The organism is Pseudomonas abyssi, assembly GCF_002307495.1.
In the GTDB taxonomy this organism is placed as follows: domain Bacteria; phylum Pseudomonadota; class Gammaproteobacteria; order Pseudomonadales; family Pseudomonadaceae; genus Halopseudomonas; species Halopseudomonas abyssi.
The window spans coordinates 80,246-104,174 of the sequence record NZ_NTMR01000010.1 but is presented as its reverse complement, the minus strand read 5'-3'; the positions used below and the strand labels follow the sequence as shown (position 1 = coordinate 104,174).

The window sequence follows — 23,929 nt, the reverse complement described above, 5'->3', positions numbered from 1 at the left end:
GACAACCAGGGAGAGATAACATGAACTGCAAACAGTCACGCGTGGAACGCAAAAAAATGCTTCTTACCAGAAAACTTCCGCTTGCGGCGCTGATGGCGCTGATGAGCCCGCTAGCCCTTGCTGCCGACCTGCAAAACATGGATGTGGCTTCGCTGCCTGGTGACCGCGTTGAGCTGAAGTTGAGCTTTGACGAGCCGGTCAGTGCCGCTCCCAAAGGCTACACCATAGATCAGCCTGCCCGTATCGCCTTGGATCTACCAGGTGTGCAGAACAAACTGGGCGAAAGGTCTCGTGAGCTTGGGCTTGGTAACGCACGCAGCGTTACCGTTGTCGAGGCTGGTGATCGGACGCGGCTGATCATTAATCTGACGACGCTGGCACCTTACAGCACTCGTGTTCAGGGTAATGACCTATACGTCACTGTTGGGGCAGAGGCTAGTGCTCAGGCCGCTGCCGCTCCGGCGCCAGCAGCGGTTGCCAGTGACAATAACTGGCGGGCTGGTGATGAACCCGCTGTATCTGGCGCTGTAGCAGCTGGCGGGCGGGCGATCAGCAGTCTCGATTTTCAGCGTGGGTCAGACGGAGCAGGTAATGTCATCATCGATTTGAGCGACCCCGGCATCAAGGTAGATGTTGAGGAGCGAGGAGGGCGTGTTCGCCTTAACTTCCCCAATACGCGCCTGCCTGATGAGCTGCGAGTTCAGCTCGACGTCAAGGATTTCGCAACACCGGTCAACTTCGTCAACGCAACCGGTAGTGGCAACAATGCGACCATCGTCATTGAGCCTACTGGCAGCTACGAGCACCTGGTTTATCAGGCTGACAGCCGCCTGACCGTCAGCTTCAAGCCGCTGACGCGGGCTGAAGTGGAACAGCGTCGTGCCGATGCCTTTACCTACTCCGGCGAGAAGCTTTCGCTCAACTTCCAGGATATCGAAGTGCGCTCGGTGCTGCAGTTGATCGCCGACTTCACGGATCTCAACCTGGTTGCCAGCGATACCGTTCAAGGCAGCATTACTCTGCGTTTGCAAAACGTGCCGTGGGATCAGGCGCTGGATCTGGTACTGAAGACCAAGGGCCTGGACAAGCGTCAGATTGGCAACGTGTTGCTGGTCGCTCCGGCAGAGGAAATTGCTGCCCGCGAGCGTCAGGAGCTGGAATCACAGAAGCAGATTGCCGAACTGGCTCCGCTGCGTCGGGAGCTGATTCAGGTTAACTACGCCAAGGCAAGCGATATTGCTCAGCTGTTCGCATCGGTAACCTCTGCTGATGCCGATAGTCAGCGTGGTTCGCTTACTGTCGATGAGCGCACCAACAGCATCATCGCTCTGGAAACCCAGGATAAGCTCGATGAGCTGCGTCGAATCGTTACCCAGCTGGACATTCCGGTGCGTCAGGTGATGATTGAAGCGCGCATTGTTGAAGCCAACGTGGGTTTTGATAAGGCTTTGGGGGTGCGTTGGGGCGGGAACCTGAACCTGGGTGGCAACTTTTCTGCCTTCGGGAAAGATGGGGAGACGAGTATCGGCGAGGCTCCAGATTTCTTGCCTGACGGAACTAGCACTGGCGGGTTCTATGGTATTGCAGAGCGTCCGGTGAACTCCCCCTTTATAGACATGGGTGTGGAAGGCGCAACCTCGGGTATTGGTATCGGCTTTATCACCGACAACACCATTCTGGATCTGCAGCTGTCAGCCATGGAAAGCACTGGAAACGGTGAGATTATTTCCCAGCCAAAGGTCGTTACCTCTGACAAGGAAACCGCGAAGATTCTGAAGGGCTCCGAGATTCCCTATCAGGAAGCCAGCTCCAGTGGGGCAACCACCACCGCATTCGCAGAGGCTGTGCTGTCTTTGGAAGTGACCCCCCAGATCACCCCGGATAACCAGGTGATCATGGAAGTTATCGTTACCAAGGATGAGCCGGATTTCACCAACGAGGTAAATGGTGTGCCGACGATTCGCAAGAATGAGGTCAACGCGAACATCCTGGTGGCAGATGGTGAGACAATCGTAATTGGTGGGGTATTCTCAAGTGAGTCGCAGAGTGCTCAAGAGAAAGTACCGTTCCTTGGTGACCTGCCGATTCTTGGCAAGGCTTTCCGTCGCGATATTAATTCGGAAACCAAGAACGAGCTGCTGATCTTCCTGACACCGCGCATCATCAATAACGGAGCTATTACGCTTGCCAGGTAAGTCTGTTGCGTAACGTTTTTCTAATTGGCCCGATGGGAGCTGGAAAGAGCACCATCGGGCGTTTGCTTGCCAAAGAGCTGAAATTTCCTTTCAAGGATTCTGATCGCGAGATTGAGGTCCGTACGGGGGCTGATATCCCCTGGATTTTTGATGTCGAGGGGGAAGAGGGCTTTCGGCAGCGAGAGGAGGCGATGATCGCTGAACTGGTTCAGGAGCGCGGTATCGTGCTTGCGACCGGCGGTGGTGTCGTGATGCGCCCGGCGAATCGGGCCGCTCTGGCGGCAAACGGTCTGGTTGTTTATCTGTGTACCAGTGTGGAGCAGCAGCTGCAGCGTACCGCAAAGGATCGCCAGCGGCCTCTCCTGCAAACCGCTGACCCTGAAGCGGTGCTTCGTGATCTGATGGCACAACGTGACCCGCTATATCGTGAAATCGCCGACCTTATTATCGAGACCGATCAGCGCGGCCCCAAGGTCGTGGTGAATACCATTCTCGGCAAGCTTCAGGAAGACTGAGTCCGGGCCGTATATCCGGGTCTCAGGTGACTGTTGTATGCTGTGCCCGCGTAAAACGGGGAGTGTCCTGATGCAGTGTCTTAAAGTCGATCTGGCTGATCGCAGTTATCCTATCTATATCGGTGCCGGCATTCTGTCTGACGAGGCCTTGCTGCAGCGTCACATCGCCGGACGCCAAGTCTGTGTTGTTACTGACGATACCGTTGCTCCCCTGTATCTTGAGTCGCTGCTGCAAAAGCTGTCGGGCTATCGCGTGACCAGTGTGGTGTTGCCAACCGGCGAGGCCTACAAGAACTGGTCGACGCTGCAGCAGGTGTTTGATGTATTGCTTGCTGAGCGCCATGACCGCCGTACCACGCTGATCGCACTGGGTGGTGGTGTCATCGGGGATATGACCGGCTTTGCTGCCGCGTGCTACCAGCGCGGTGTCGATTTCATTCAGGTGCCGACGACGCTGCTTTCTCAGGTCGACTCTTCTGTTGGCGGCAAGACCGGTATCAATCATCCGGCAGGCAAGAACATGCTGGGTGCGTTTTATCAGCCCAAGGCGGTGCTGATCGACACCGATAGCCTGCGCACATTGCCCGAGCGCGAGGTCAGCGCCGGGCTGGCTGAAATCATCAAGTACGGGTTGATCCGGGACGCAGACTTTCTTGCCTGGCTTGAGCGGAACATGGCGGCTCTGCGCGCGCTGGACGCCAGTCTCGTCACCTACGCGATAGAGCGCTCCTGTTCCATCAAGGCTGAAGTAGTGGCGGCGGATGAGCGGGAGGGGGGCGTGCGTGCGATCCTCAACCTTGGGCACACCTTTGGCCACGCGATAGAAGCGCATCAAGGTTATGGCAGCTGGCTGCATGGCGAAGCGGTTGGCGCTGGTATGGCGATGGCTCTGGACCTGTCTTGCCGGCTTGGCTGGATTACGGATGCAGAGCGAAATCGTGGCGTTGCGCTGATCAGTGCGGCAGGGCTGCCGACGGTGCCGCCGAGCGGTATGGTTGCCGCTGATTTCGAACGTCTCATGTCGGTTGACAAGAAGGTGCTGGATGGTCAGCTGCGCCTTGTGCTGTTGCGTGGCATGGGTGAGGCCGTTGTCACGGCTGAATTTACGGCTGATGCGTTGCGTCAGTGTCTCGTGGGGTTTGAACAATGAGCAAGGGCTTTGATGAGGTCTTCACGGCAGTGAGTGGCGCCGATGATCTGCTGGATCATTACCAGTTCACGCATGATCCCTTTGCTCCGCGCACGCCTGGTTTCCGCTTTTTTACCCCGAAGCGCAAAAGCGTGCTGGCCGAGCTGCACCACCTGGCTCGCTACGGTGACCAGGTCTTGGCGGTTACGGGTCCTCAGGGTAGCGGCAAGACCCTGCTGCGCCAGGCATTGGTAGCCAGCAGCAACAAGGACAGCATTCAGTGTGTCGTGTTGTCCGCGCGCGAGATGCCTGCCGAAAGCGCTCTGCTTGCGGGGCTATGTCAGGCGGTCAGTGCCGAGCAGCGCGACGTCGCCAGCTTGCTGTGCAAGGCGCAGCAGAGTGAAACGGTCGGTATTCAGTTGTATCTGGTGATCGACGACGCGGAGTGCTTGGAGTCGTCTGCCGTCAGCATGCTGAGCGAGATTGCTGAGGCCGGGCCGGCGGCACCACGCGTGTTTCTGTTCGCCGACACTGAGGCAGAAGCTGCGCTCTCGGTCATTCGCAAGTCGGATGACGCGCCTGCGGTGCACATGATCGGACTGCAGCCACTGGATGTTGCCGAAACTCGAGAATATATGGCTCAGCGCCTTGAGGGGGCTGGGCAGGGAATTGAGCTGCTGGATGACGCGCAAGTCGAGTGGGTGCATCAACGCAGCGGCGGCTGGCCTGGTGCGATCAACCACGCTGCGCGTCAGACATTGCTCGCTGCCATGCAGGAGGCGCCCGTCGCCGTGCGTCGGGCCGGCGGTAGCCCCTTTTCGGTCAAGGCGCTGGCCGCGCTGGTGCTGATCGCTGCGGGAATTGGCGTCGCCTGGTATATGGGCGATCAGCCGCAGGAGCCGGAGCGAACGGTCCTGCAGCTGCCTGCGCCTGTGGTCGAGGCGCAGAGTCAGGCGCCGGTATCGGCTCCGCTGCCTGGGGAGTCAGTCAGTGCCGCGAGCGATACCCGGAGTGTGGACGCGGTAGACGAACCGACAGTGGATACTGTGCCGACGCTGGTTGATGCGCAGGCCTCCTCGGTGCCTGAGTCAGCACCGGCGCAGATTGAAACGCCGGCGCTGGACACAGAGCCCGACTCCGCGCCAGCCTTGACGGCTCCGGCTCCGGCTCCGGCTCCGGCTCCGGCTCCGGCTCCGGCTCCGGCTCCCGAGCCCGCAGTGGAAACGGTTGAGACCGAGCGACGCGAGGTCGCTCAACCGGCTGCGCCGCGGCAGGCTTCGGGGTATCACGATGCCAGCTGGTATCGGAAACGGCCGGGCTCGGAGTACGTTGTACAGCTGCTCGGTTCGCGCTCGGAGGCTGCTGCCAGAGCCTTCATCGCACGCCATGCCGGCGTCTCTGATCTGGGCTACTTTGAGACAACGCATCAAGGTGAACCTTGGTTTGTTGTAACCCAGGGGGCCTATGTTTCACGTCAGGCGGCGCAGGCCGGTGTTGCCAAGCTGCCGGCCGCACTGCGTGATAGCAAGCCCTGGCCTCGCGGGATGGCTGATATCCAGAGCGCTCTGCGCTGAGTTGCCGGGCCCGCCGGGAGGCGGGCTTGCTGACCCAAAAAGGCGCGGCCGATGCCTGTCGGTGGCGCTATAGTCGGACTGTAAAGTTTCCGATTTACGACATTTGAATACGCTCAAGCGGCATTGTTGCGCCAAAAAAAATTGTGAGCGTGCTTGGCGCTGTGTACAATTACTCCCCTTTTGCCCGGCGCAGAGCCAGATTTATCCGTGATCTGGTTTTTTAAGTGCTTGAATTTATTAGCTTTTTGAGAGAGTGCCTATGAAAGCAGGTCTATACCAGCCTGATCAGTTCAAGGATAACTGTGGCTTTGGTTTGATTGCCCACATGGAAGGCCAGCCCAGTCATCACCTGCTGCAGACGGCCATCGAAGCCCTCACCTGCATGACGCACCGTGGTGGTATTAATGCCGACGGCAAGACTGGCGACGGTTGCGGCCTGCTCATTCAAAAGCCGGATCGCTTCCTGCGCGACGTCGCTCGCGAAACGCTGTCTGTCGAGCTGCCAGAGCAGTACGCCGTCGGTATGGTATTCATGGGCACCGATGAGCCGGCTGCCGCCGCGGCCAAGCAGGCCTTTGCCGATGCGCTGGCTGATCAGGGGCTGACCGGCCTTGGCTGGCGTCCGGTGCCGGTGGATCCGAGCAAACTCGGCCCGCTGGCCCGCAGCAGCCTGCCGCGTATCGAGCAGGTGTTTGTCTCTGGCGAAGGTCTGGACGAGCAGCAGTTTGGCGTGAAGCTCTTTTATGTGCGCCGCAAGGCTGAAATCGCCATGCAGGCAGACAGCAGCTTTTATGTCTGCAGCCTGTCGCACAAGGTCATCTCCTACAAAGGCCTGATGATGCCGGCGGATCTGGACAAGTTCTATCCGGATCTGGGGGACGAGCGCATGGAAACCGCGATCAGCGTGTTCCACCAGCGTTTCTCCACCAATACCCTTCCCAAGTGGCCGCTCGCCCAGCCGTTCCGCCTGGTTGCCCACAATGGTGAGATCAACACCATTACCGCCAACCGCAACTGGGCCCACGCGCGTCGCAACAAGTTCACCAACGACCTGATGCCCGATCTGGACAGCCTGGCACCGCTGGTCAACACCACCGGCTCCGACTCCTCCAGCATGGACAACATGCTGGAACTGCTGCTGTGTGGTGGCATGGACCTGTTCCGTGCGATTCGCATGGTTGTGCCGCCGGCCTGGCAGAATGTCGAGACCATGGACGCGGACCTGCGCGCCTTCTATGAATACAACTCCATGCACATGGAGGCCTGGGACGGCCCGGCCGGTATCGTACTGACCGAAGGTCGCTACGCGGTCTGTCTGCTCGACCGTAACGGCCTGCGTCCGGCGCGTTACGTCATCACCAAGAACGGCTATATCACCCTGGCCTCCGAGATCGGCGTCTGGGATTACCAGCCCGAGGACGTCGTCAGCAAGGGCCGTGTTGGTCCGGGTCAGATCCTGGCGGTCGACACCCAGACCGGCGAAGTGCTGCACACCGATGATGTGGCCAACCGTCTGAAGTCCCGTCACCCTTACCGCAAGTGGCTGAAAGAGAACGCCCTGCGCATTCAGGCGACCCTGGACGATCGCGATCACGGCTCTGACTTCCTGTCGGCCGAGGCGCTCAAGCAGTACATGAAGATGTTCCAGGTCACCTTCGAAGAGCGTGACCAGGTACTGCGTCCGCTGGCCGAGAACGGTCAGGAAGCCGTTGGTTCGATGGGCGATGACACGCCCATGGCAGTGCTCTCCGGTCGTGTCCGTTCGGTGTATGACTACTTCCGTCAGCAGTTCGCTCAGGTGACCAACCCGGCCATCGACCCGCTGCGTGAAGCCATTGTCATGTCGCTGGAAACCTGCCTGGGTGCCGAACGTAACGTCTTCGAAGAGACGGCGGACCACGCCAATCGCGCGATCCTCAGCTCGCCAGTCATTTCGCCGGCCAAGTGGCGCACCATCATGAATCTGGACGAGCGTCCCGGTTTTGCGCGCCACGTGATTGACCTGAACGTCGCTGAAGGCACCCGGCTGGGCGACGCCGTGAAGGACATCACCGCGCAAGCTGAAGCAGCCGTACGCGAAGGCAAGACCATCATCGTACTCAGCGACCGTGCCATCGAGCAGGGCAAGCTGCCGGTTCATGCGGCGCTGGCGGTTGGTGCGGTGCACCACCACCTGACCGCGGTTGGTCTGCGTTCGGAGTGCAACATCCTGGTCGAAACCGCTACCACCCGCGACCCGCATCACTACGCGGTGTTGATCGGCTTTGGTGCGACCGCGGTTTACCCGTATCTGGCCTACGAGGTGCTGGGTGACCTGATCCGTACCGGTGAGGTGATCGGCGACCTGTTCGAGACCTTCAAGTACTACCGCAAGGGCATTTCCAAGGGCCTGCTGAAGATCCTGTCGAAGATGGGTATCTCCACCATTGCGTCCTACCGTGGTGCGCAGCTGTTTGAGGCGGTCGGTCTGGCAGATGAAGTGGTCGATCTCTGCTTTACCGGCGTGGTCAGCCGTATCCAGGGTGCCCGCTTTGAGGACCTGCAGGCCGAACAGGCGCTGCTGGCCAAGGAAGCCTGGAACCCGCGCAAGTCGATCCAGCAAGGCGGTCTGCTCAAGTTCGTGTTTGGCGGCGAGTATCACGCCTACAACCCGGATGTGGTTCGCGCGCTGCAGGACGCCGTGCAGGGCGACAGCTACGACAAGTATCAGGAATACGCCGCGCTGGTGAACAGCCGCCCGGTGGCCGCGCTGCGCGACCTTCTGAAGGTGCGCGACGACCAGCAGGCCATCTCGCTGGATGACGTTGAGCCGCTGGAGTCGATCTTCAAGCGCTTCGACTCGGCGGGTATCTCGCTCGGTGCGTTGTCACCCGAGGCGCATGAGGCCATTGCCGAGGCGATGAACCGCCTGGGCGCGCGCTCCAACTCCGGTGAGGGCGGCGAAGATCCGGCCCGCTACGGCACCGTGCGTACCTCCAAGATCAAGCAGATCGCCTCCGGTCGCTTTGGCGTAACACCCGAGTACCTGGTCAACGCTGATGTGCTGCAGATCAAGGTCGCCCAGGGTGCCAAGCCGGGTGAAGGTGGTCAGCTGCCTGGCGGTAAGGTGAACGAGCTGATTGCCCGTCTGCGCTACGCGGTCCCGGGGGTCACCCTGATTTCGCCGCCACCGCACCACGACATCTACTCGATTGAGGATCTGTCGCAGCTGATCTTTGACCTCAAGCAGGTCAACCCGCAGGCGCTGGTCTCGGTCAAGCTGGTATCCGAGCCGGGCGTTGGCACTATCGCTGCCGGCGTGGCCAAGGCCTACGCTGACCTGATCACCATTTCCGGCTACGACGGTGGTACCGGCGCATCGCCGCTGACCTCCATCCGTTATGCCGGTTCGCCCTGGGAACTGGGTCTGTCTGAAGCCCATCAGACCCTGCGCGGCAATGATCTGCGCGGCAAGGTGCGCGTGCAGACCGACGGTGGTCTGAAGACCGGTCTGGACGTGATCAAGGCGGCCATCCTTGGTGCCGAGAGCTTCGGCTTTGGTACCGCGCCGATGATTGCCCTGGGTTGCAAATACCTGCGTATCTGCCACCTGAACAACTGTGCGACCGGTGTTGCAACGCAGAACGAGCATCTGCGTGACAACCACTACATTGGCACCGTCGAGATGGTGATGAACTTCTTCACCTACGTCGCGATGGAAACCCGTGAGTGGCTGGCCAAGCTGGGTGTGCGCACCCTGCAAGATCTGATCGGCCGTACCGACCTGCTGGACATCCTGCCGGGTGCAACCGGCAAGCAGCAGAACCTGGATCTGCGCCCGCTGCTGGGCAGCGATCTGGTGCCGGCTGACAAGCCGCAGTTCTGCGAGTCGCCGCGTAACGAGCCGTTCGACAAGGGCCTGACTGCCGAGAAGATGGTGGAGATGGCGCGTGCCGCCATCGACGGGCGCACCGGTGGTGAGTACCAGCTGTCGCTGACCAACTGTGACCGTTCCATTGGTGCCCGCGTATCGGGCGAGATTGCCAAGGTGCACGGTAACCAGGGCATGGTCAGTGCGCCGATCACCTTCCGCATGACCGGTACCGCCGGCCAGAGCTTCGGTGTCTGGAACGCCGGTGGCCTGCACATGTACCTGGAAGGCGACGCCAACGACTACGTCGGCAAGGGCATGACTGGCGGCAAGCTGACCATCGTGCCGCCCAAGGGCAGCCCGTTCCGTTCCGAGCAGACCTCGATCATCGGCAACACCTGTCTGTACGGTGCCACTGGTGGCAAGCTGTTCGCCGCCGGTATCGCTGGTGAGCGCTTTGCGGTCCGTAACTCGGGCGCCCATGCCATCATCGAAGGCGCGGGTGATCACTGCTGTGAGTACATGACTGGCGGGATGGTCTGCGTACTGGGTAGCACTGGCCACAACTTCGGTGCGGGTATGACCGGTGGCTTTGCCTATGTGCTGGACATGGATAACACCTTCTTCGACAAGCTCAATCACGAGCTGGTCGAGCTGCACCGTATCAGCAACGAGTCGATGGAAATGTACCGCAGCCACCTGACTCAGGTGCTGACCGAGTACGTGACCGAGACCGGTAGTGCCTGGGGTGCAGAGGTGCTGGACAACCTGGACGACTACATCCGTCGCTTCTGGCTGGTCAAGCCCAAGGCCGCGAGCCTGCGCGCGCTGCTGACCAGTACCCGAGCGAACCCACAATAAGCCGCCCAAGGCGGGCCGCTGCGGCGGCCTGCCGGCCCTGATGAGTCTGGCAGTGGCGTGACGTGATCGCCGCTGCAGTGTAGAGGTTTAGATATGGCAGACCGTTTGAATAACGACTTCCAGTTTATCGATGTAGGTCGTAAAGATCCGAAGAAGCGCCCGCTGCGCGCGCGCAAGACCCAGTTCGTTGAGATCAACGAGCAGTTCAAGCCGGATGCGGCCTCCGAACAGGCGCATCGCTGCCTCGGTTGCGGCAACCCCTATTGCGAATGGAAGTGCCCCGTGCACAACTTCATTCCCAACTGGCTGAAGCTGGTCTCCGAAGGCAACATCCTGGAAGCGGCCGAACTGTCGCACCAGACCAACACCCTGCCGGAAGTGTGTGGCCGCGTGTGCCCGCAGGACCGTCTATGTGAAGGCGCATGCACCCTGAACGACGGCTTTGGCGCAGTCACCATCGGTTCGGTCGAGAAGTACATCACCGACACCGCCTTTGCCATGGGCTGGCGTCCAGACATGTCCGGCGTAGTACCGACCGGCAAGCGCGTTGCCATTATCGGAGCAGGCCCGGCCGGCCTGGGCTGCGCCGATGTACTGGCGCGTGCCGGTGTTTCGCCTGTGGTGTTCGACCGCAATCCGGAAATTGGTGGCCTGCTGACCTTCGGTATTCCCGAGTTCAAACTGGAAAAGACAGTAATGTCCCGTCGCCGAGAGGTGTTTGAAGGCATGGGCATCGAGTTCCGCCTGAACACCGAGATCGGCAAGGACGTGATGATCGACGACCTGCTGTCCGAGTACGACGCGGTCTTTATGGGCATGGGTACCTACACCTACATGAAGGGCGGCTTCCCCGGTGAGGATCTGCCGGGTGTTTACGACGCGCTGGACTTCCTGATTGCCAACGTCAATCGCAACCTGGGCTTCGAGAAGTCGGCCGACGACTTCATTGACATGAAGGGCAAGACCGTTGTGGTGCTGGGCGGCGGTGACACCGCGATGGACTGTAACCGTACCTCCATCCGTCAGGGCGCCAATGCCGTGACCTGCGCCTACCGCCGCGACGAGGCGAACATGCCGGGCTCGCGCAAGGAAGTGAAAAACGCCAAGGACGAGGGTGTGAAGTTCCTGTTCAACCGCCAGCCGATCGCCATTGTCGGTGAAGACAAGGTTGAGGGCGTCAAGGTCGTTGAAACCCGTCTGGGCGAACCCGACGCACGCGGGCGTCGTAGTCCCGAGCCGATCCCCGGTTCCGAGCAGGTATTGGCCGCCGATGCGGTGATCATCGCCTTCGGTTTCCGTCCCAGCCCGGCAGACTGGTTTGCCGACAAGCAGATCGACACCGACAGCCAGGGTCGCGTGGTGGCGCCGGAGCAGGCCCAGTACAAGTTCCAGACCAGCAACCCCAAGGTGTTTGCCGGTGGCGACATGGTGCGTGGCTCCGACCTGGTGGTCACTGCCATCTGGGAAGGTCGCCAGGCGGCCGAAGGTATCCTCGATTACCTCGAGGTGTGACAACGGGTCACGGCCTGTCTGTTACCAACAAGGGCGCCTGCGGGCGCCCTTGTTGCGTTGTGGCCTGATGTTTGTGTGCAATTGCCGCTACAATGGCCGCTGACCTTTTTTGACTGGATGGCCCCATGACTGAACTCAAGAACGACCGTTTCCTGCGCGCACTGGCACGTCAGCCGGTGGATGTCACCCCGGTGTGGATGATGCGTCAGGCCGGCCGCTACCTGCCTGAATATCGGGCATCGCGGGCCCGCGCCGGCGATTTCATGGGCCTTTGCATGAATCCGGAGATGGCCTGTGAAGTCACCCTGCAGCCACTGGATCGCTACCCGCTGGATGCTGCCATTCTGTTCTCCGACATTCTGACCATTCCCGATGCCATGGGCCAAGGGCTGTATTTTGAAACCGGTGAAGGCCCGCGTTTTCGCAAGGTGATCGATAGCCTGGCGGACATCGAGGCGCTGCCGGTGCCCGATCCCGACCAGGATCTGGGCTACGTGATGGACGCGGTACGTACCATTCGCCGCGAGCTGAACGGCCGGGTGCCACTGATCGGCTTCTCCGGCAGTCCCTGGACGCTGGCGACCTATATGGTCGAAGGCGGCTCTTCCAAGGATTTCCGCAAGACCAAGGCGATGCTCTATGACCAGCCCGAAGCCATGCACCTGCTGCTCGACAAGCTGGCGCAGTCGGTCACCAGCTATCTGAACGGTCAGATCAAGGCCGGTGCCCAGGCCGTGCAGATTTTTGATACCTGGGGCGGTAACCTGTCTGCCGATGCCTACCAAAAGTTCTCGCTGGCCTACATGCGCAAGATCGTCTCCGGTCTGATCCGTGAGCACGATGGCCGCAAAGTGCCGGTTATCCTGTTCACCAAGAACGGTGGCCTGTGGCTGGAAAGTATTGCCGATGCCGGTGCTGATGCGCTCGGGCTGGACTGGACCATGGATATCGGCGTTGCCCGTTCACGGGTTGGTGCAAAGGTTGCATTGCAAGGCAACATGGACCCGACGGTTCTGTACGCAAAACCGGAAGCCATTCGTGCCGAGGTAGCGCGTATTCTGGCGAGCTACGGCAAGGGCAGCGGCCACGTATTCAACTTGGGCCACGGCATCACGCCCGAGGTAGACCCGGCCCACGCCGGAGCCTTTATCGAGGCGGTGCATGAGCTGTCAGCGGTTTATCACGATCCGAATGCTATCGTGGTCTGATGCCGTCTGCGCTGGCAAAGGGCAGGGCTGTTGATTTCTGAACAAGGAGAGGGCGTATGCGTAGGGTAGTGTTCAACCAGAAGGGCGGTGTCGGCAAGTCGAGCATCGCCTGCAATCTGGCTGCGGTCAGTGCGGCAGCGGGCTATAAAACGCTGGTGATTGATCTGGACCCGCAGGCGAACTCCAGCCATTACCTGCTCGGTGAGCGGATGAAGGATGTGGATACTACTATCGCTGATTTCTTCTCGCAGACCCTGTCCAGCGGATTGTTCAGCAAAAAGGCCGAGAACTTCGTTACCGAAACGCCGTTCGAGAACCTCTGGCTGATGCCGGCCAGCCCCGAGCTGGCCGAGCTGCAGCACAAGCTGGAGTCACGCTACAAAATCCAGAAGCTGCGCAAGCTGCTCAAGGACTTGAAGGATAACTACGAGCGGATCTATATCGACACCGCGCCCGCCTTCAACTTCTACACCATGTCGGCGCTGATTGCCGCTGACCGTGTGCTGATTCCCTTCGACTGCGACAGCTTCTCGCGGCAGGCGCTGTACGGTTTGCTGACCGAGCTGGAAGATGTGCGTGAAGAGCACAACGAGGATCTCATGGTCGAGGGCATCGTGGTCAACCAGTTCCAGCCGCGCGCAGCCTTGCCGCAGAAGATGCTGGACGAACTGGTTGCCGAGGGGTTGCCGGTATTGCCGGTACATCTGAACAGCTCGGTGCGCATGCGTGAGTCGCATGAAGCGGCTACACCGCTGATCTTCCTTGATGGTCGGCACAAGCTGACCCAGCAGTTCATGGCCCTGCACGACCATATCGAGAGTCAATAGGTCGCGCCTGGTTAGATTGACCGACCGGGTTTCCTTCTGCATGCTCGGCGCTGGACATCAACAACAAGGACAGCGCCATGAAGCTTGAAACGCTTGCCATCCATGCCGGCTACACCCCCGACCCCAACACGCACGCCGTTGCCGTGCCGATCTACCAGACCACCTCCTACGCCTTTGATGACACCCAGCACGGTGCCGATCTGTTTGATCTGAAGGTGCCGGGCAACATCTACACGCGCATCATGAACCCCACCAACGACGTGCTGGAGCAACGGGTTGCCGCGCTCGAGGGCGGCGTCGGTGCGCTGGCGGTGGCCTCGGGCATGGCGGCTATCACCTACGCGATTCAGACCCTGGCCGAAGCGGGCGATAACATCGTTTCCGTGGCCAAGCTCTATGGCGGTACCTACAACCTGCTGGCCCACACCTTGCCGCGTCAGGGTATCGAAACCCGCTTTGCCGCCCATGACGACATTGCCGCGCTGGAAAGCCTGATCGATGCGCGCACCAAGGCGGTGTTCTGTGAGTCCATCGGCAACCCGGCCGGTAACGTAATCGACATTCAGGCGCTGGCCGATGCTGCGCATCGTCATGGCGTGCCCTTGATTGTCGATAACACCGTCGCCACTCCGGCGCTGTGCCGACCCTTTGAGCATGGTGCCGATATTGTGGTGCACTCGCTGACCAAGTACATGGGTGGCCACGGCACCACTCTGGGCGGCATCGTGGTGGATGGCGGCTGCTTCCCCTGGGCGGAGAACGCCGAGCGCTTCCCGCTGCTCAATACCGCAGATCCGTCCTACCACGGTGTGGTCTATACCGAGGCCTTTGGCCCGGCGGCTTTTATTGGTCGTTGCCGCGTCGTACCGCTGCGTAACATGGGCGCGGCGCTGTCGCCGTTCAACGCGTTCATGATTCTGCAGGGGCTGGAAACGCTGGCGCTGCGCATGGAGCGCCACTGCGACAACGCGATGGCGGTGGCCGCGTTCCTGAAGAATCACCCGCAGGTCGCCTGGGTACAGTACGCCGGGCTGGAAGATCACCCCGAGCACGCCCTCGCCAAACGCTATATGGGCGGCAAGCCGGCGTCGGTACTGTCGTTCGGGATCAAAGGCGGCCAGGAAGCCGGTGCGCGCTTTATCGACGCGCTCAACCTGGTGGTGCGACTGGTCAACATCGGCGACGCCAAGTCACTGGCCTGTCACCCGGCCTCGACCACTCACCGACAGCTGAACGACGAGGAACTGGCCAAGGCCGGCGTGCCACGTGACATGGTGCGCCTGTCGATCGGTATCGAGCATATCGACGACATCCTCGCCGACCTGTCGCAGGCGCTCGACGCTTCGCTTTAGTCAGCTCCCGCTTTGCGGGAGCTGAGCCGCAAGCGGCAAGCCATAAGCTGCAAGCAAAACCCGCGCGGTGTTGAATCGCGCGGGTTTTCTTTTGGACAGTTTATGGCAGGCGCGCTTGGCGGTCTTGTCGTCGAACTCATCCTGACTACGCTTCCAGCTTCCAGCTTCCAGCTTCCAGCTTCCAGCTCGCGCGCGCCAGCGCGCGTTTCAGGGAAACAGCGGCCAGATCAATGGAATGATCAGTGAGCCGGCCGCCCACATGATCAGGTTCAGCGGCACGCCGATGCGCATGAAATCCGAAAAGCGGTAGCCGCCGGCGCTGTAGACGAAGGTGTTGGTCTGGTAGCCGATCGGGGTGGCGAAGCTGGCACTGGCGGCGAACATCACGGCGACCACGAACGGGCGCGGGTCGGCGCCGAGCTGCTGGGCTACGCCGATGGCGATGGGTGTGACCAGCACCGCGACCGCGTTGTTGCTGACCACCTCGGTGAGGACGGAGGTCAGCAGGTAGATGAACGACAGCATGAACAGCGGGCCCAGCAGCGGCGACAGCGTCATCACGTGGCTGACCACGGTATCCACCAGGCCGACCTTGTTCATCGCGATACTGATCGCCAGCATGCCGAAGATCAGCGTCAGGATGCGCCAGTCGATGGCCTTGTAGGCGTCTTCGGTATCCAGGCAGCCGGTGGCGACGACCAGCGCTGCAGCGATCATCGCCAGCCCCTCGATCGGCATGACCTTGAACGCCGCCAGCACCATGACCGCCAGCACGGCGGCGATGGCAATCGGCGCCTTGTCGCGGCGGTAGGCGCGCTCCTGTACCGAGTTGAGGCTGATCAGCTCGCCGTTGTCGGCGAACTTCTTGATCTGCGAGGCTGTGCCCTCGACCAGCATCACATCGCCGAACTGCAGTTCAAAGTCATCCAGGTTGTCCTGGATGTTCTCGTTGTGGCGATGGATTGCCAGTACGTGAATGCCGTAGCGCGCGGTCAGGTTGAGGTCGCGCATGGGCCGGTGACTGTAGCGCGAATTGCGCCCGACGATGGCTTCGGCCAGCATCACGTCGCGGGTCGAGATGGTTTCGAAACTGTCGGCGCGGTTGATGGCCAGCAGGCCGTTGTGCCGCAACTCGACAAAGTCGCGCATGCTGGTGTGCAGTACCAGCCGATCCCCGGCCAGCAGCCGGGTGTCGTTCAGCGGCGTTGACAGCTCGTCGTCGCCGCGGAAGATTTTCAGTACGCGAATGCCGCTATTGCCGTTCAGGTTGGCCTGGCTGATGGTCTGGTTGATGACCGGCGAATCGTGCGGCACCAGCAGTTCGGTCATGAAGGTGCGCGCCTGATCCGGACGCAGCTGGCGCGACAGGCTTTCGCGCTCCGGCAGCAGGCGGTGACCGATCAGCAGCACAAAGGCCATGCCGATGCCGGCCAGCACCAGGCCGGGCAGGGTGATCTCGAACATGCCGAACGGCTCCATGCCCATCTGTCGGGCCACGCCATCGACCAGGATGTTGGTCGAGGTGCCGATCATCGTCATGGTGCCGCCAAAGATGGTGGCGTAGGACAGCGGGATCAGCATCTTCGAGGGTTTGCTGCCGATGCTGGTGGCCAGGGCGATGGCGACCGGCGTAAGAATGGCGACGACCGGGGTATTGTTGATAAAGGTCGACAGCAGCAAGGCGGTGATCATCAGGCTGAACAGGGTGCGCCATTGGCTGCCGCCGCCCATGCGTGCCAGCCAGTTGCCCAGGGTTTCGACGCAGCCGGTGCGCTCCAGCGCGGCTGACAGGATGAACATGCAGGCAATGGTGATCGGCGCGCTGTTGGACAGCACGCCCAGTACGTCGGACGGTGTCAGCAACTGGCTGACCAGCAGCACGGCAACGGCGATGCCGACCACCACGTCGGGACTGAATTTTTCCCGCGCGAAGGCGTAGAACACCCAGCACAGCAGCAGTGCCACGCCAATCAGTGGCAGTGAATCCCAGCTCATCGGTTACCGAACTCTCTTGAAGTGTCGGGCCCGCAGTCGGACCCACGCTGGGCGTCACATTAAGAGTCGGCGCTATATTTGTCCAAGCACAAAAACTGATTTTTATATTCTTAAACGGAATAAAGCGCCTTTACGACGAGCAACTGATTTCCAGGTGCCGCCCCCAGTCCGGCGGCGCAGCGGCGTAGGCCTCGGCGCCGGCCTGCGGGCTGAATGGCTGGCGCAGGATCTGGTGCAGTCTGCGCACCTCGTTGAAGTCGCCTTGCTCGGCGGCGGCGATGGCGTTCTGCGCCAGATAGTTGCGCAATACGTACAGCGGGTTGACCGCCTGGCGGCTGGCAACGGAGGCATCACAGCGCTGCTGGTGCGTGCGCTGCCAGGCATCGAAGGCGTCACGGTCGATAAACTGGTCCCGCACCAGTGGGTGGTCTTCGGCCAGTTGGCGCAGGGTCAGGTTGTAGTCGACGCCACCGGCCTGCATCAGCTGCAGCAGGGCGTCAATCTGCTCGGCGTCATCCTCGCGCTCGCAGCCCCAGCCCAGGCGCTGACGCATCAACGCCAGATAATGCTGCTCGAACAGCGGCATGAAGTTGGCCAGTTCGGCTTTGAGCTCGTCCACGCCGACAAAGGGCGTCAGGGCCTGGGCCAGGCAGGCCAGGTTCCACTGCGCAATCACGGGCTGGCGGTGAAAGGCGTAGCGCCCCTCGTGGTCGGAATGGTTGCAGACGTGTCGAGCGTCAAAGGCATCAAGGAAGGCGTAGGGGCCAAAGTCGAAGGTGATGCCCAGTATCGACATGTTGTCGGTGTTCATGACTCCGTGGCAGAAGCCGTACGCCTGCCAGCGGGCGATCATCTCGGCGGTACGCTGCAACACCTGACTGAGCATGGCCAGCGCGGGATTTTCTGCGTTGTGGCAGTCGGGGTAGCAGGTGTCCAGGGTGAACTCCAGCAACTGGCGCAGCGCATTATGCTGGCGGGTGTAGTAGAAATACTCGAAGTGACCAAAGCGGATATGCGAGGGCGCCAGGCGCATCAGCATGGCGGCACGTTCTTCGTGTTCGCGATACACCGGGTTGTCGCCGATGGTCACGCAGAGGGCGCGACTGCTGGGGATGCCCAGCGCGTGCAGCGCTTCGCTGGCAAGGAATTCGCGGATCGACGAGCGCAATACGGCGCGACCGTCGCCCATGCGCGAGTAAGGCGTACTGCCGGCGCCCTTGAGGTGCAGGTCCCAGTGCTCGCCAGCGCGGTTGACCACCTCACCCAGCAGCAGGCCCCGGCCGTCGCCCAGCTGCGGGTTGTAGGCGCCGAACTGATGCCCGGAGTACACCATGGCGCGAGGCTCGGCGTCGCTCCACACCTTGTGGCCGGCAAACAGGTCCACCAGCAGCGGGTCTGCGGCCTGGTCCCGGTCCAGATCGAGCAGGGCCAAAGCGTCCTCACTGCACACGACCAGGCGCGGGTTGCTCAGTGGCTCGGGCAGCACGCGGCTGGAGAAGGTGTCTCCCAGACGGGCAAAGCGATTGTCGAACTGCAGGTCGGCCAGGGTGGGCACAATTGGCTCCTTGTTTGGGTCTGACTCACCATGCTACAGCAGCGCTGCGTCGCTGGCAGCGCTGCGTTATAGCGCTGTATCAGGAGAGGTAATGCACGGTCCAATTTCTTGACCGCAGAGGCGTCGGTCCTTAGTGTTCAAACACCTGTATGAAATCATGCTGCCGGTGGTGACTGGCCGCCCTTTGGAGAGTCAACATGCCTGAATATAACGCCCCCTTGCGCGATATGCGCTTTGTCATGGACGAGCTGCTGGACATGACTGGCAGCTACGCTGCGTACGGTCTGGAAGACGCCACCCCGGATCTGGTCAGCGCGATCCTGGAAGAGGGTGCCAAGTTCACCAATCAGGTGCTGTCTCCGCTGAACCGCACCGGTGACGAAGAAGGCTGTCACATCGACAATGGCGTCGTCACCACACCCAAGGGCTTCAAGGAAGCCTACCAGGCCTACTGCGAGAACGGCTGGGGCTCCATGACTGCCTCGCCGGAGTATGGCGGACAGGGCCTGCCGTCATCCTTGGGCCTGATCATCGCCGAGATGGTTGCCTCCGCAAACTACTCCTTCAGCATGTACCCGGGTCTGTCCCACGGTTGTGCTGCGGCGATTGCTGCGCACGGTACCACCGAGCAGAAAGACCTGTACCTGAACAAGCTGACCCCCGGCACCTGGACCGGCACCATGTGCCTGACCGAGCCGCATTGTGGTACCGACCTGGGCCTGGTCAAGACCCGCGCCGTACCGCAGGCCGACGGTACCTACAAGGTGACCGGCACCAAGATCTTCATCTCGTGCGGTGAGCACGACATGTCTGAAAACATCGTTCACCTGGTGCTGGCCAAGCTGCCCGACGCGCCGGCTGGTACCAAGGGTATTTCCCTGTTCATCGTGCCGAAGTTCCTGCCGGATGCGAACGGTGAAGTGGGCGAGCGCAACAGCCTGGTCTGTGGCTCCATCGAGCACAAGATGGGGATCAAGGCCTCCGCCACCTGCGTCATGAACTTTGATGATGCCACCGGTTTCCTGATCGGCGAGGTCAACAAGGGCCTGAACTGCATGTTCACCATGATGAACCACGCGCGCCTGGGTACCGGCATGCAGGGCTTGTGTCACGGTGAAGCGTCCTACCAGAGTGCACTGGCCTACGCCAAGGACCGCCTGCAGATGCGTTCGCTGAAAGGCCCGGCGGAGCCCGAGAAGGCGGCTGACCCGATCATCGTTCATCCGGACGTGCGTCGTATGCTGCTGACCATGAAGGCCTTCAACGAGGGTAACCGTGCGCTGGCTTACTACACCGCCAGCCTGCTGGATCAGGCGCACTACGCGTCCGACGAAGAGGCTCGCGCTGACGCTGAAGCCCAGCTGGCCTTCCTGACGCCGATCTGTAAGGCCTTCATGACCGACACCGGTCTGGAAGCGACCCTGCTGGGGCAGCAGGTGTTTGGTGGTCACGGCTTTATCCGCGAGTGGGGTCAGGAGCAGCAGGTACGCGACTGTCGCATTGCGCCGATCTACGAAGGCACCAACGGCATTCAGGCGCTCGACCTGCTGGGTCGCAAGGTGCTGGGTAGCCAGGGCAAACTGCTGAAGGCCTTTACCAAGCAGGTTCACCTGCTGTGCAAGGAACTGGATGGCAACGCCAAGTTTGGCGACCACGCCAAGAAGCTGTCCCAGCTGAACGCCCAGTGGGGCGAGCTGACCACCTCTGTTGGCATGAAAGCCATGCAGAACCCGGAAGAAGTCGGCGCTGCCGCGGTTGATTACCTGGCCTTCTCCGGCTACGTCGTGCATGCCTACTTCTGGCTGAAGATGGCGCTGGTTGCGCAGACCAAGCTGGATGCCGGCAGTACTGAAGGTGACTTCTACAAAGGCAAGCTGGCGACTCAGGCGTTCTTCTATCAGCGTCTGCTGCCGCGCGCCCAGGCTCACGCCGAAGCACTGACTGCCGGTGCTTCCAGCCTGATGGACATCGCTGTCGAGCAGTTCTGATCAGTCTGCTGATGTGAACGAAAACCCCGGCTCGCCGGGGTTTTTTTATGCCTGCAGGGTGCCGCAAGGTGGCGCGCAAGGCGCTGACCGATCACAAACAATGTTGTTTATGGTGACCGATCAATAATAAAAAGTCATAAAGAGACGCTACAGGTTTTTTCGTTGTCGATATACAATCGTGCGCCTGTGCCGGCCTAGACCGGCCCACTGAACAACGAGGAGATCACCATGGCCGACTACAACGCCCCCCTTCGCGATATGCGCTTTGTGCTCAATGAAGTCTTTGAGGTATCCAAGCTCTGGGCCCAGCTGCCCGGCCTGGCCGAGGTGGTTGATGAGGAGACCGCGGTCGCCATTCTGGAAGAAGCCGGCAAGGTGACCGGTGGTGTGGTCGCTCCGCTGAACCGCAGCGGTGACGAAGAGGGTTGCTCTTGGGATAACGGCGTGGTGAAAACGCCAGCCGGCTTCCCCGAGGCCTATCGCACCTACGCCGAAGGCGGCTGGGTCGGTGTCGGCGGTGATCCCGAGTTTGGTGGCATGGGCATGCCTAAAGTGATCGGTGCCCAGGTTGAAGAAATGGTCAACTCCGCCAGCCTGTCCTTCGGCCTGTATCCGATGCTGACCTCCGGCGCCTGCCTGTCGATTCTCAACCACGCCAGCGAAGAACTGAAGCAACAGTATCTGCCGAACATGTATGCCGGCACCTGGGCTGGCTCCATGTGTCTGACCGAGCCGCACGCCGGCACCGACCTGGGCATCATCCGCACCAAGGCCGAGCCGCAGGCTGACGGCAGCTACAAGATCACCGGCACCAAGATCTTCATCACCGGTGGTGAGCACGACCTGACCGAGAACATCATTCACCTGGTGCTGGCCAAGCTGCCTGACGCCCCGGCTGGCCCCAAGGGTATTTCCCTGTTCCTGGTGCCCAAGGTGATGGTCAACGCGGACGGTTCGCTGGGCGAGAAGAACTCCCTGTCCTGCGGCTCGATCGAGCACAAGATGGGCATCAAGGCCTCCGCCACCTGCGTCATGAACTTTGACGGTGCCACCGGCTGGATTGTCGACGAGCCGAACAAGGGCCTTAACGCCATGTTCACCATGATGAACTACGAGCGTCTGGGTGTCGGCATCCAGGGGCTGTCGCTGGGCGAGCGCTCCTACCAGAGCGCCATCGAATACGCCCGTGACCGTATCCAGAGCCGCGCACCGACCGGTCCGGTCAACAAGGACAAGGCGGCGGACCCGATCATCGTCCACCCGGACGTACGCCGCATGCTGCTGACCATGAAAGCGCTGAACGAGGGAGGTCGTGCCTTCTCCAGCTATGTCGCCATGCAGCTGGATACCGCCAAGTACAGCGAAGACAAGGAAACCCGCGCCCGTGCCCAGGACCTGGTTGCGCTGCTGACGCCGGTTGCCAAGGCCTTCCTGACCGACATGGGGCTGGAGACCACTGTGCACGGCCAGCAGATCTTCGGTGGCCATGGCTTTATCCGTGAGTGGGGCCAGGAGCAGCTGATTCGCGACTGCCGTATTACCCAGATTTACGAAGGCACCAACGGCATTCAGTCGCTGGATCTGATGGGTCGCAAGATCGTGGGCAGCGGTGGTGCGTTCTACAAGCACTTCAGCGACGAAGTCAAAGCCTTCATCGCCAGCGCCGATGCCTCGCTGGCCGAGTTCACCGGTCCGCTGGAAGCGGCCATCGGCAACCTCGACGAGCTGACCGCCTGGGTTATCGAGCAAGCCAAGAGCAATCCGAATGAAATAGGCGCAGCCTCGGTCGAGTACCTGCAGGTCTTTGGTTACACCGCCTATGCCTACGTCTGGGCGCTGATGGCGCGTGCCGCCCTGGCCAAGCAGGCGGAAGACGAGTTTTACGTCAGCAAGCTGGGCACTGCGCGTTTCTACTTTGCCCGCCTGTTGCCGCGTATCCACTCGCTGACGGCATCGGTCAAGGCCGGTAGCGAATCGCTCTACCTGCTCGACGAAGCGCAGTTCTGAGTCTGAAACGGCCGTAAAAAAGCCCCGCTTCGGCGGGGCTTTTTCGTTGTCAGGTCGCATTGTTGGCATTGCCGGGACTATTCGGGAGGCGAAGCGCAGCCGGAGCGGGTAAACTGTGCGCGATTTTACTTTTCCCTCCGGAGCTTGCTCATGTCCCGTGTATCTCTCAGCCGTTACCTGATCGAACAGACGCGCAGCCACAACACCCCTGCCGATTTGCGCTTTCTTATCGAGGTGGTGGCGCGCGCCTGTAAGGAAATCAACCATGCCGTCTCCAAGGGCGCGCTTGGTGGCGTCCTTGGCAGCATGGGCACCGAGAACGTGCAGGGTGAAGTGCAGAAAAAGCTGGATGTAATTTCCAACGAGATCCTGCTGGAAGCCAACGAGTGGGGCGGCCACCTGGCCGGCATGGCCTCCGAAGAGATGGATCATGCCTACCAGATTCCTGGGCAGTACCCCAAGGGTGCCTATCTGCTGGTATTCGATCCGCTGGACGGCTCCAGCAACATCGATGTCAACGTCTCGGTGGGTACCATCTTCTCGGTGCTGCGCTGCCCCGACAAGTATGTCGAGCAGACCGGTAGCCTGGATGAGCAAGCCTTCCTGCAGCCGGGTACCGAGCAGGTGGCCGCCGGTTACGCCATTTACGGTCCGCAAACCATGCTGATTCTGACCCTGGGGGACGGCGTCATGGGCTTTACCCTGGACCGTGAAATGGGCAGCTTTGTGCTGACCCACGAGAACATGAAAGTGCCGACCAGCACCGCCGAGTTCGCCATCAACATGTCCAACCAGCGCCACTGGGAAGAGCCGGTCAAGCGCTACGTGTCCGAGCTGCTGGCTGGTGAAGAAGGGCCGCTGGAGAAGAACTACAACATGCGCTGGATCGCCTCCATGGTGGCCGATGTGCATCGCATCCTGACCCGTGGCGGGCTGTTCATGTATCCGCGTGACGCTCGTGAACCCGAAAAGCCGGGCAAGCTGCGTCTGATGTACGAGGCCAATCCGATGTCGATGCTGATCGAGCAGGCTGGCGGCGCCGCCACCAACGGCAGTCAGCGCATTCTCGATATCCAGCCCGAATCGCTGCACCAGCGTGTTGCCGTGTTCCTGGGCTCGAAGGAAGAGGTCGAGCGCGTCACCGGTTATCACCAGGGCTGAGTGGGGCAAAAGCCGCACTCCTGTCCGTGGTCTTTTGACCTGATGTAAGCATTTGCTTACGTGTTGTGCTGGCGTTGGCCTATGGGCAGACCCTGCGATGCTGCGTAGTATCAAACGCGCTAGGAGCATCGCAGGAAGCGACCAGAACAACAGGGAACAGGGACAGTGCCTTGGAGGCACCACGCATTAGGGATGATCAG

General features: G+C 60.9%; 14 protein-coding genes. 12 read left to right on the top strand and 2 right to left on the bottom strand.

All coding sequences use genetic code 11. The features are described from left to right. Positions 1-56 precede the first annotated feature (56 nt). The 9 genes from CNQ84_RS08265 (at position 57) to CNQ84_RS08225 (ending at position 15,023) form a co-directional block, all read left to right on the top strand. Entirely contained in the window at positions 57-2,195 is a 2,139-nt protein-coding gene (locus tag CNQ84_RS08265) for a type IV pilus secretin PilQ (RefSeq protein WP_096004573.1), read from the top strand. Between the two features lie 5 nt (positions 2,196-2,200). Beyond that, positions 2,201-2,710, top strand: coding sequence for a shikimate kinase AroK (gene aroK, locus CNQ84_RS08260; RefSeq protein WP_096004416.1), 510 nt, complete (start codon positions 2,201-2,203; stop codon positions 2,708-2,710). A gap of 70 nt (positions 2,711-2,780) precedes the next feature. After that, positions 2,781-3,860, top strand: coding sequence for a 3-dehydroquinate synthase (gene aroB / locus CNQ84_RS08255; protein WP_096004415.1), 1,080 nt, complete (start codon positions 2,781-2,783; stop codon positions 3,858-3,860). Continuing rightward, complete coding sequence (locus CNQ84_RS08250) at positions 3,857-5,413, top strand: SPOR domain-containing protein (RefSeq protein ID WP_096004414.1); 1,557 nt, start codon at positions 3,857-3,859, stop codon at positions 5,411-5,413. The genes aroB and CNQ84_RS08250 overlap by 4 nt, the downstream gene beginning before the upstream one ends. Before the next feature lie 259 nt (positions 5,414-5,672). Continuing rightward, positions 5,673-10,124: a glutamate synthase large subunit gene (gene gltB / locus CNQ84_RS08245; RefSeq protein ID WP_096004413.1), complete on the top strand. Its 4,452-nt coding sequence runs from the start codon at positions 5,673-5,675 to the stop codon at positions 10,122-10,124. Between the two features lie 93 nt (positions 10,125-10,217). Beyond that, entirely contained in the window at positions 10,218-11,636 is a 1,419-nt protein-coding gene (locus tag CNQ84_RS08240) for an FAD-dependent oxidoreductase (RefSeq protein WP_096004412.1), read from the top strand. A gap of 125 nt (positions 11,637-11,761) precedes the next feature. Continuing rightward, complete coding sequence (gene hemE / locus CNQ84_RS08235; RefSeq protein ID WP_096004411.1) at positions 11,762-12,844, top strand: uroporphyrinogen decarboxylase; 1,083 nt, start codon at positions 11,762-11,764, stop codon at positions 12,842-12,844. Between the two features lie 56 nt (positions 12,845-12,900). Beyond that, positions 12,901-13,671 carry a ParA family protein gene (locus CNQ84_RS08230; RefSeq protein ID WP_096004410.1) on the top strand — a complete coding sequence of 257 codons (771 nt, stop codon included), beginning with the start codon at positions 12,901-12,903 and terminating at the stop codon, positions 13,669-13,671. Positions 13,672-13,748: 77 nt separating this feature from the next. Further along, positions 13,749-15,023 carry a bifunctional O-acetylhomoserine aminocarboxypropyltransferase/cysteine synthase gene (locus CNQ84_RS08225; RefSeq protein WP_096004409.1) on the top strand — a complete coding sequence of 425 codons (1,275 nt, stop codon included), beginning with the start codon at positions 13,749-13,751 and terminating at the stop codon, positions 15,021-15,023. Positions 15,024-15,230: 207 nt separating this feature from the next. Here the strand turns inward: CNQ84_RS08225 and CNQ84_RS08220 are convergent, their stop codons facing one another. Both CNQ84_RS08220 and selO read right to left on the bottom strand, forming a co-directional pair. Beyond that, positions 15,231-17,018, bottom strand: a complete 1,788-nt coding sequence (locus tag CNQ84_RS08220) for an SLC13 family permease (protein ID WP_096004408.1) — start codon at positions 17,016-17,018, stop codon at positions 15,231-15,233. A 130-nt stretch (positions 17,019-17,148) separates the two neighbouring features. Further along, a complete protein-coding gene (selO, locus tag CNQ84_RS08215; protein ID WP_096004407.1) occupies positions 17,149-18,573 on the bottom strand; it encodes a protein adenylyltransferase SelO in 1,425 nt (474 codons plus the stop codon). Positions 18,574-18,770: 197 nt separating this feature from the next. Between selO and CNQ84_RS08210 the strand changes: the two genes are divergently transcribed. The 3 genes from CNQ84_RS08210 to CNQ84_RS08200 all read left to right on the top strand — a co-directional run bounded on the left by CNQ84_RS08210 (position 18,771) and on the right by CNQ84_RS08200 (position 23,729). After that, the gene (locus CNQ84_RS08210) at positions 18,771-20,561 is read left to right on the top strand and encodes an acyl-CoA dehydrogenase C-terminal domain-containing protein (RefSeq protein ID WP_096004406.1); all 1,791 of its coding nucleotides are present in this window, start codon (positions 18,771-18,773) and stop codon (positions 20,559-20,561) included. 228 nt (positions 20,562-20,789) lie between these two features. Continuing rightward, positions 20,790-22,568, top strand: coding sequence for an acyl-CoA dehydrogenase C-terminal domain-containing protein (locus tag CNQ84_RS08205; protein ID WP_096004405.1), 1,779 nt, complete (start codon positions 20,790-20,792; stop codon positions 22,566-22,568). A 150-nt stretch (positions 22,569-22,718) separates the two neighbouring features. Then, entirely contained in the window at positions 22,719-23,729 is a 1,011-nt protein-coding gene (locus tag CNQ84_RS08200; protein WP_096004404.1) for a class 1 fructose-bisphosphatase, read from the top strand. Positions 23,730-23,929: the final 200 nt, after the last annotated feature.

Bases quoted from the DNA above. Each gene is read 5' to 3' on its own strand.
- CNQ84_RS08265 (WP_096004573.1), top strand. From the start codon at position 57: ATGCTTCTTACCAGAAAACTTCCGCTTGCGGCGCTGATGGCGCTGATG.
- aroB (WP_096004415.1), top strand. From the start codon at position 2,781: ATGCAGTGTCTTAAAGTCGATCTGGCTGATCGCAGTTATCCTATCTAT.
- CNQ84_RS08250 (WP_096004414.1), top strand. From the start codon at position 3,857: ATGAGCAAGGGCTTTGATGAGGTCTTCACGGCAGTGAGTGGCGCCGAT.
- gltB (WP_096004413.1), top strand. From the start codon at position 5,673: ATGAAAGCAGGTCTATACCAGCCTGATCAGTTCAAGGATAACTGTGGC.
- CNQ84_RS08240 (WP_096004412.1), top strand. From the start codon at position 10,218: ATGGCAGACCGTTTGAATAACGACTTCCAGTTTATCGATGTAGGTCGT.
- hemE (WP_096004411.1), top strand. From the start codon at position 11,762: ATGACTGAACTCAAGAACGACCGTTTCCTGCGCGCACTGGCACGTCAG.
- CNQ84_RS08230 (WP_096004410.1), top strand. From the start codon at position 12,901: ATGCGTAGGGTAGTGTTCAACCAGAAGGGCGGTGTCGGCAAGTCGAGC.
- CNQ84_RS08225 (WP_096004409.1), top strand. From the start codon at position 13,749: ATGAAGCTTGAAACGCTTGCCATCCATGCCGGCTACACCCCCGACCCC.
- CNQ84_RS08220 (WP_096004408.1), bottom strand. From the start codon at position 17,018: ATGAGCTGGGATTCACTGCCACTGATTGGCGTGGCACTGCTGCTGTGC.
- CNQ84_RS08210 (WP_096004406.1), top strand. From the start codon at position 18,771: ATGCCTGAATATAACGCCCCCTTGCGCGATATGCGCTTTGTCATGGAC.
- CNQ84_RS08205 (WP_096004405.1), top strand. From the start codon at position 20,790: ATGGCCGACTACAACGCCCCCCTTCGCGATATGCGCTTTGTGCTCAAT.
- CNQ84_RS08200 (WP_096004404.1), top strand. From the start codon at position 22,719: ATGTCCCGTGTATCTCTCAGCCGTTACCTGATCGAACAGACGCGCAGC.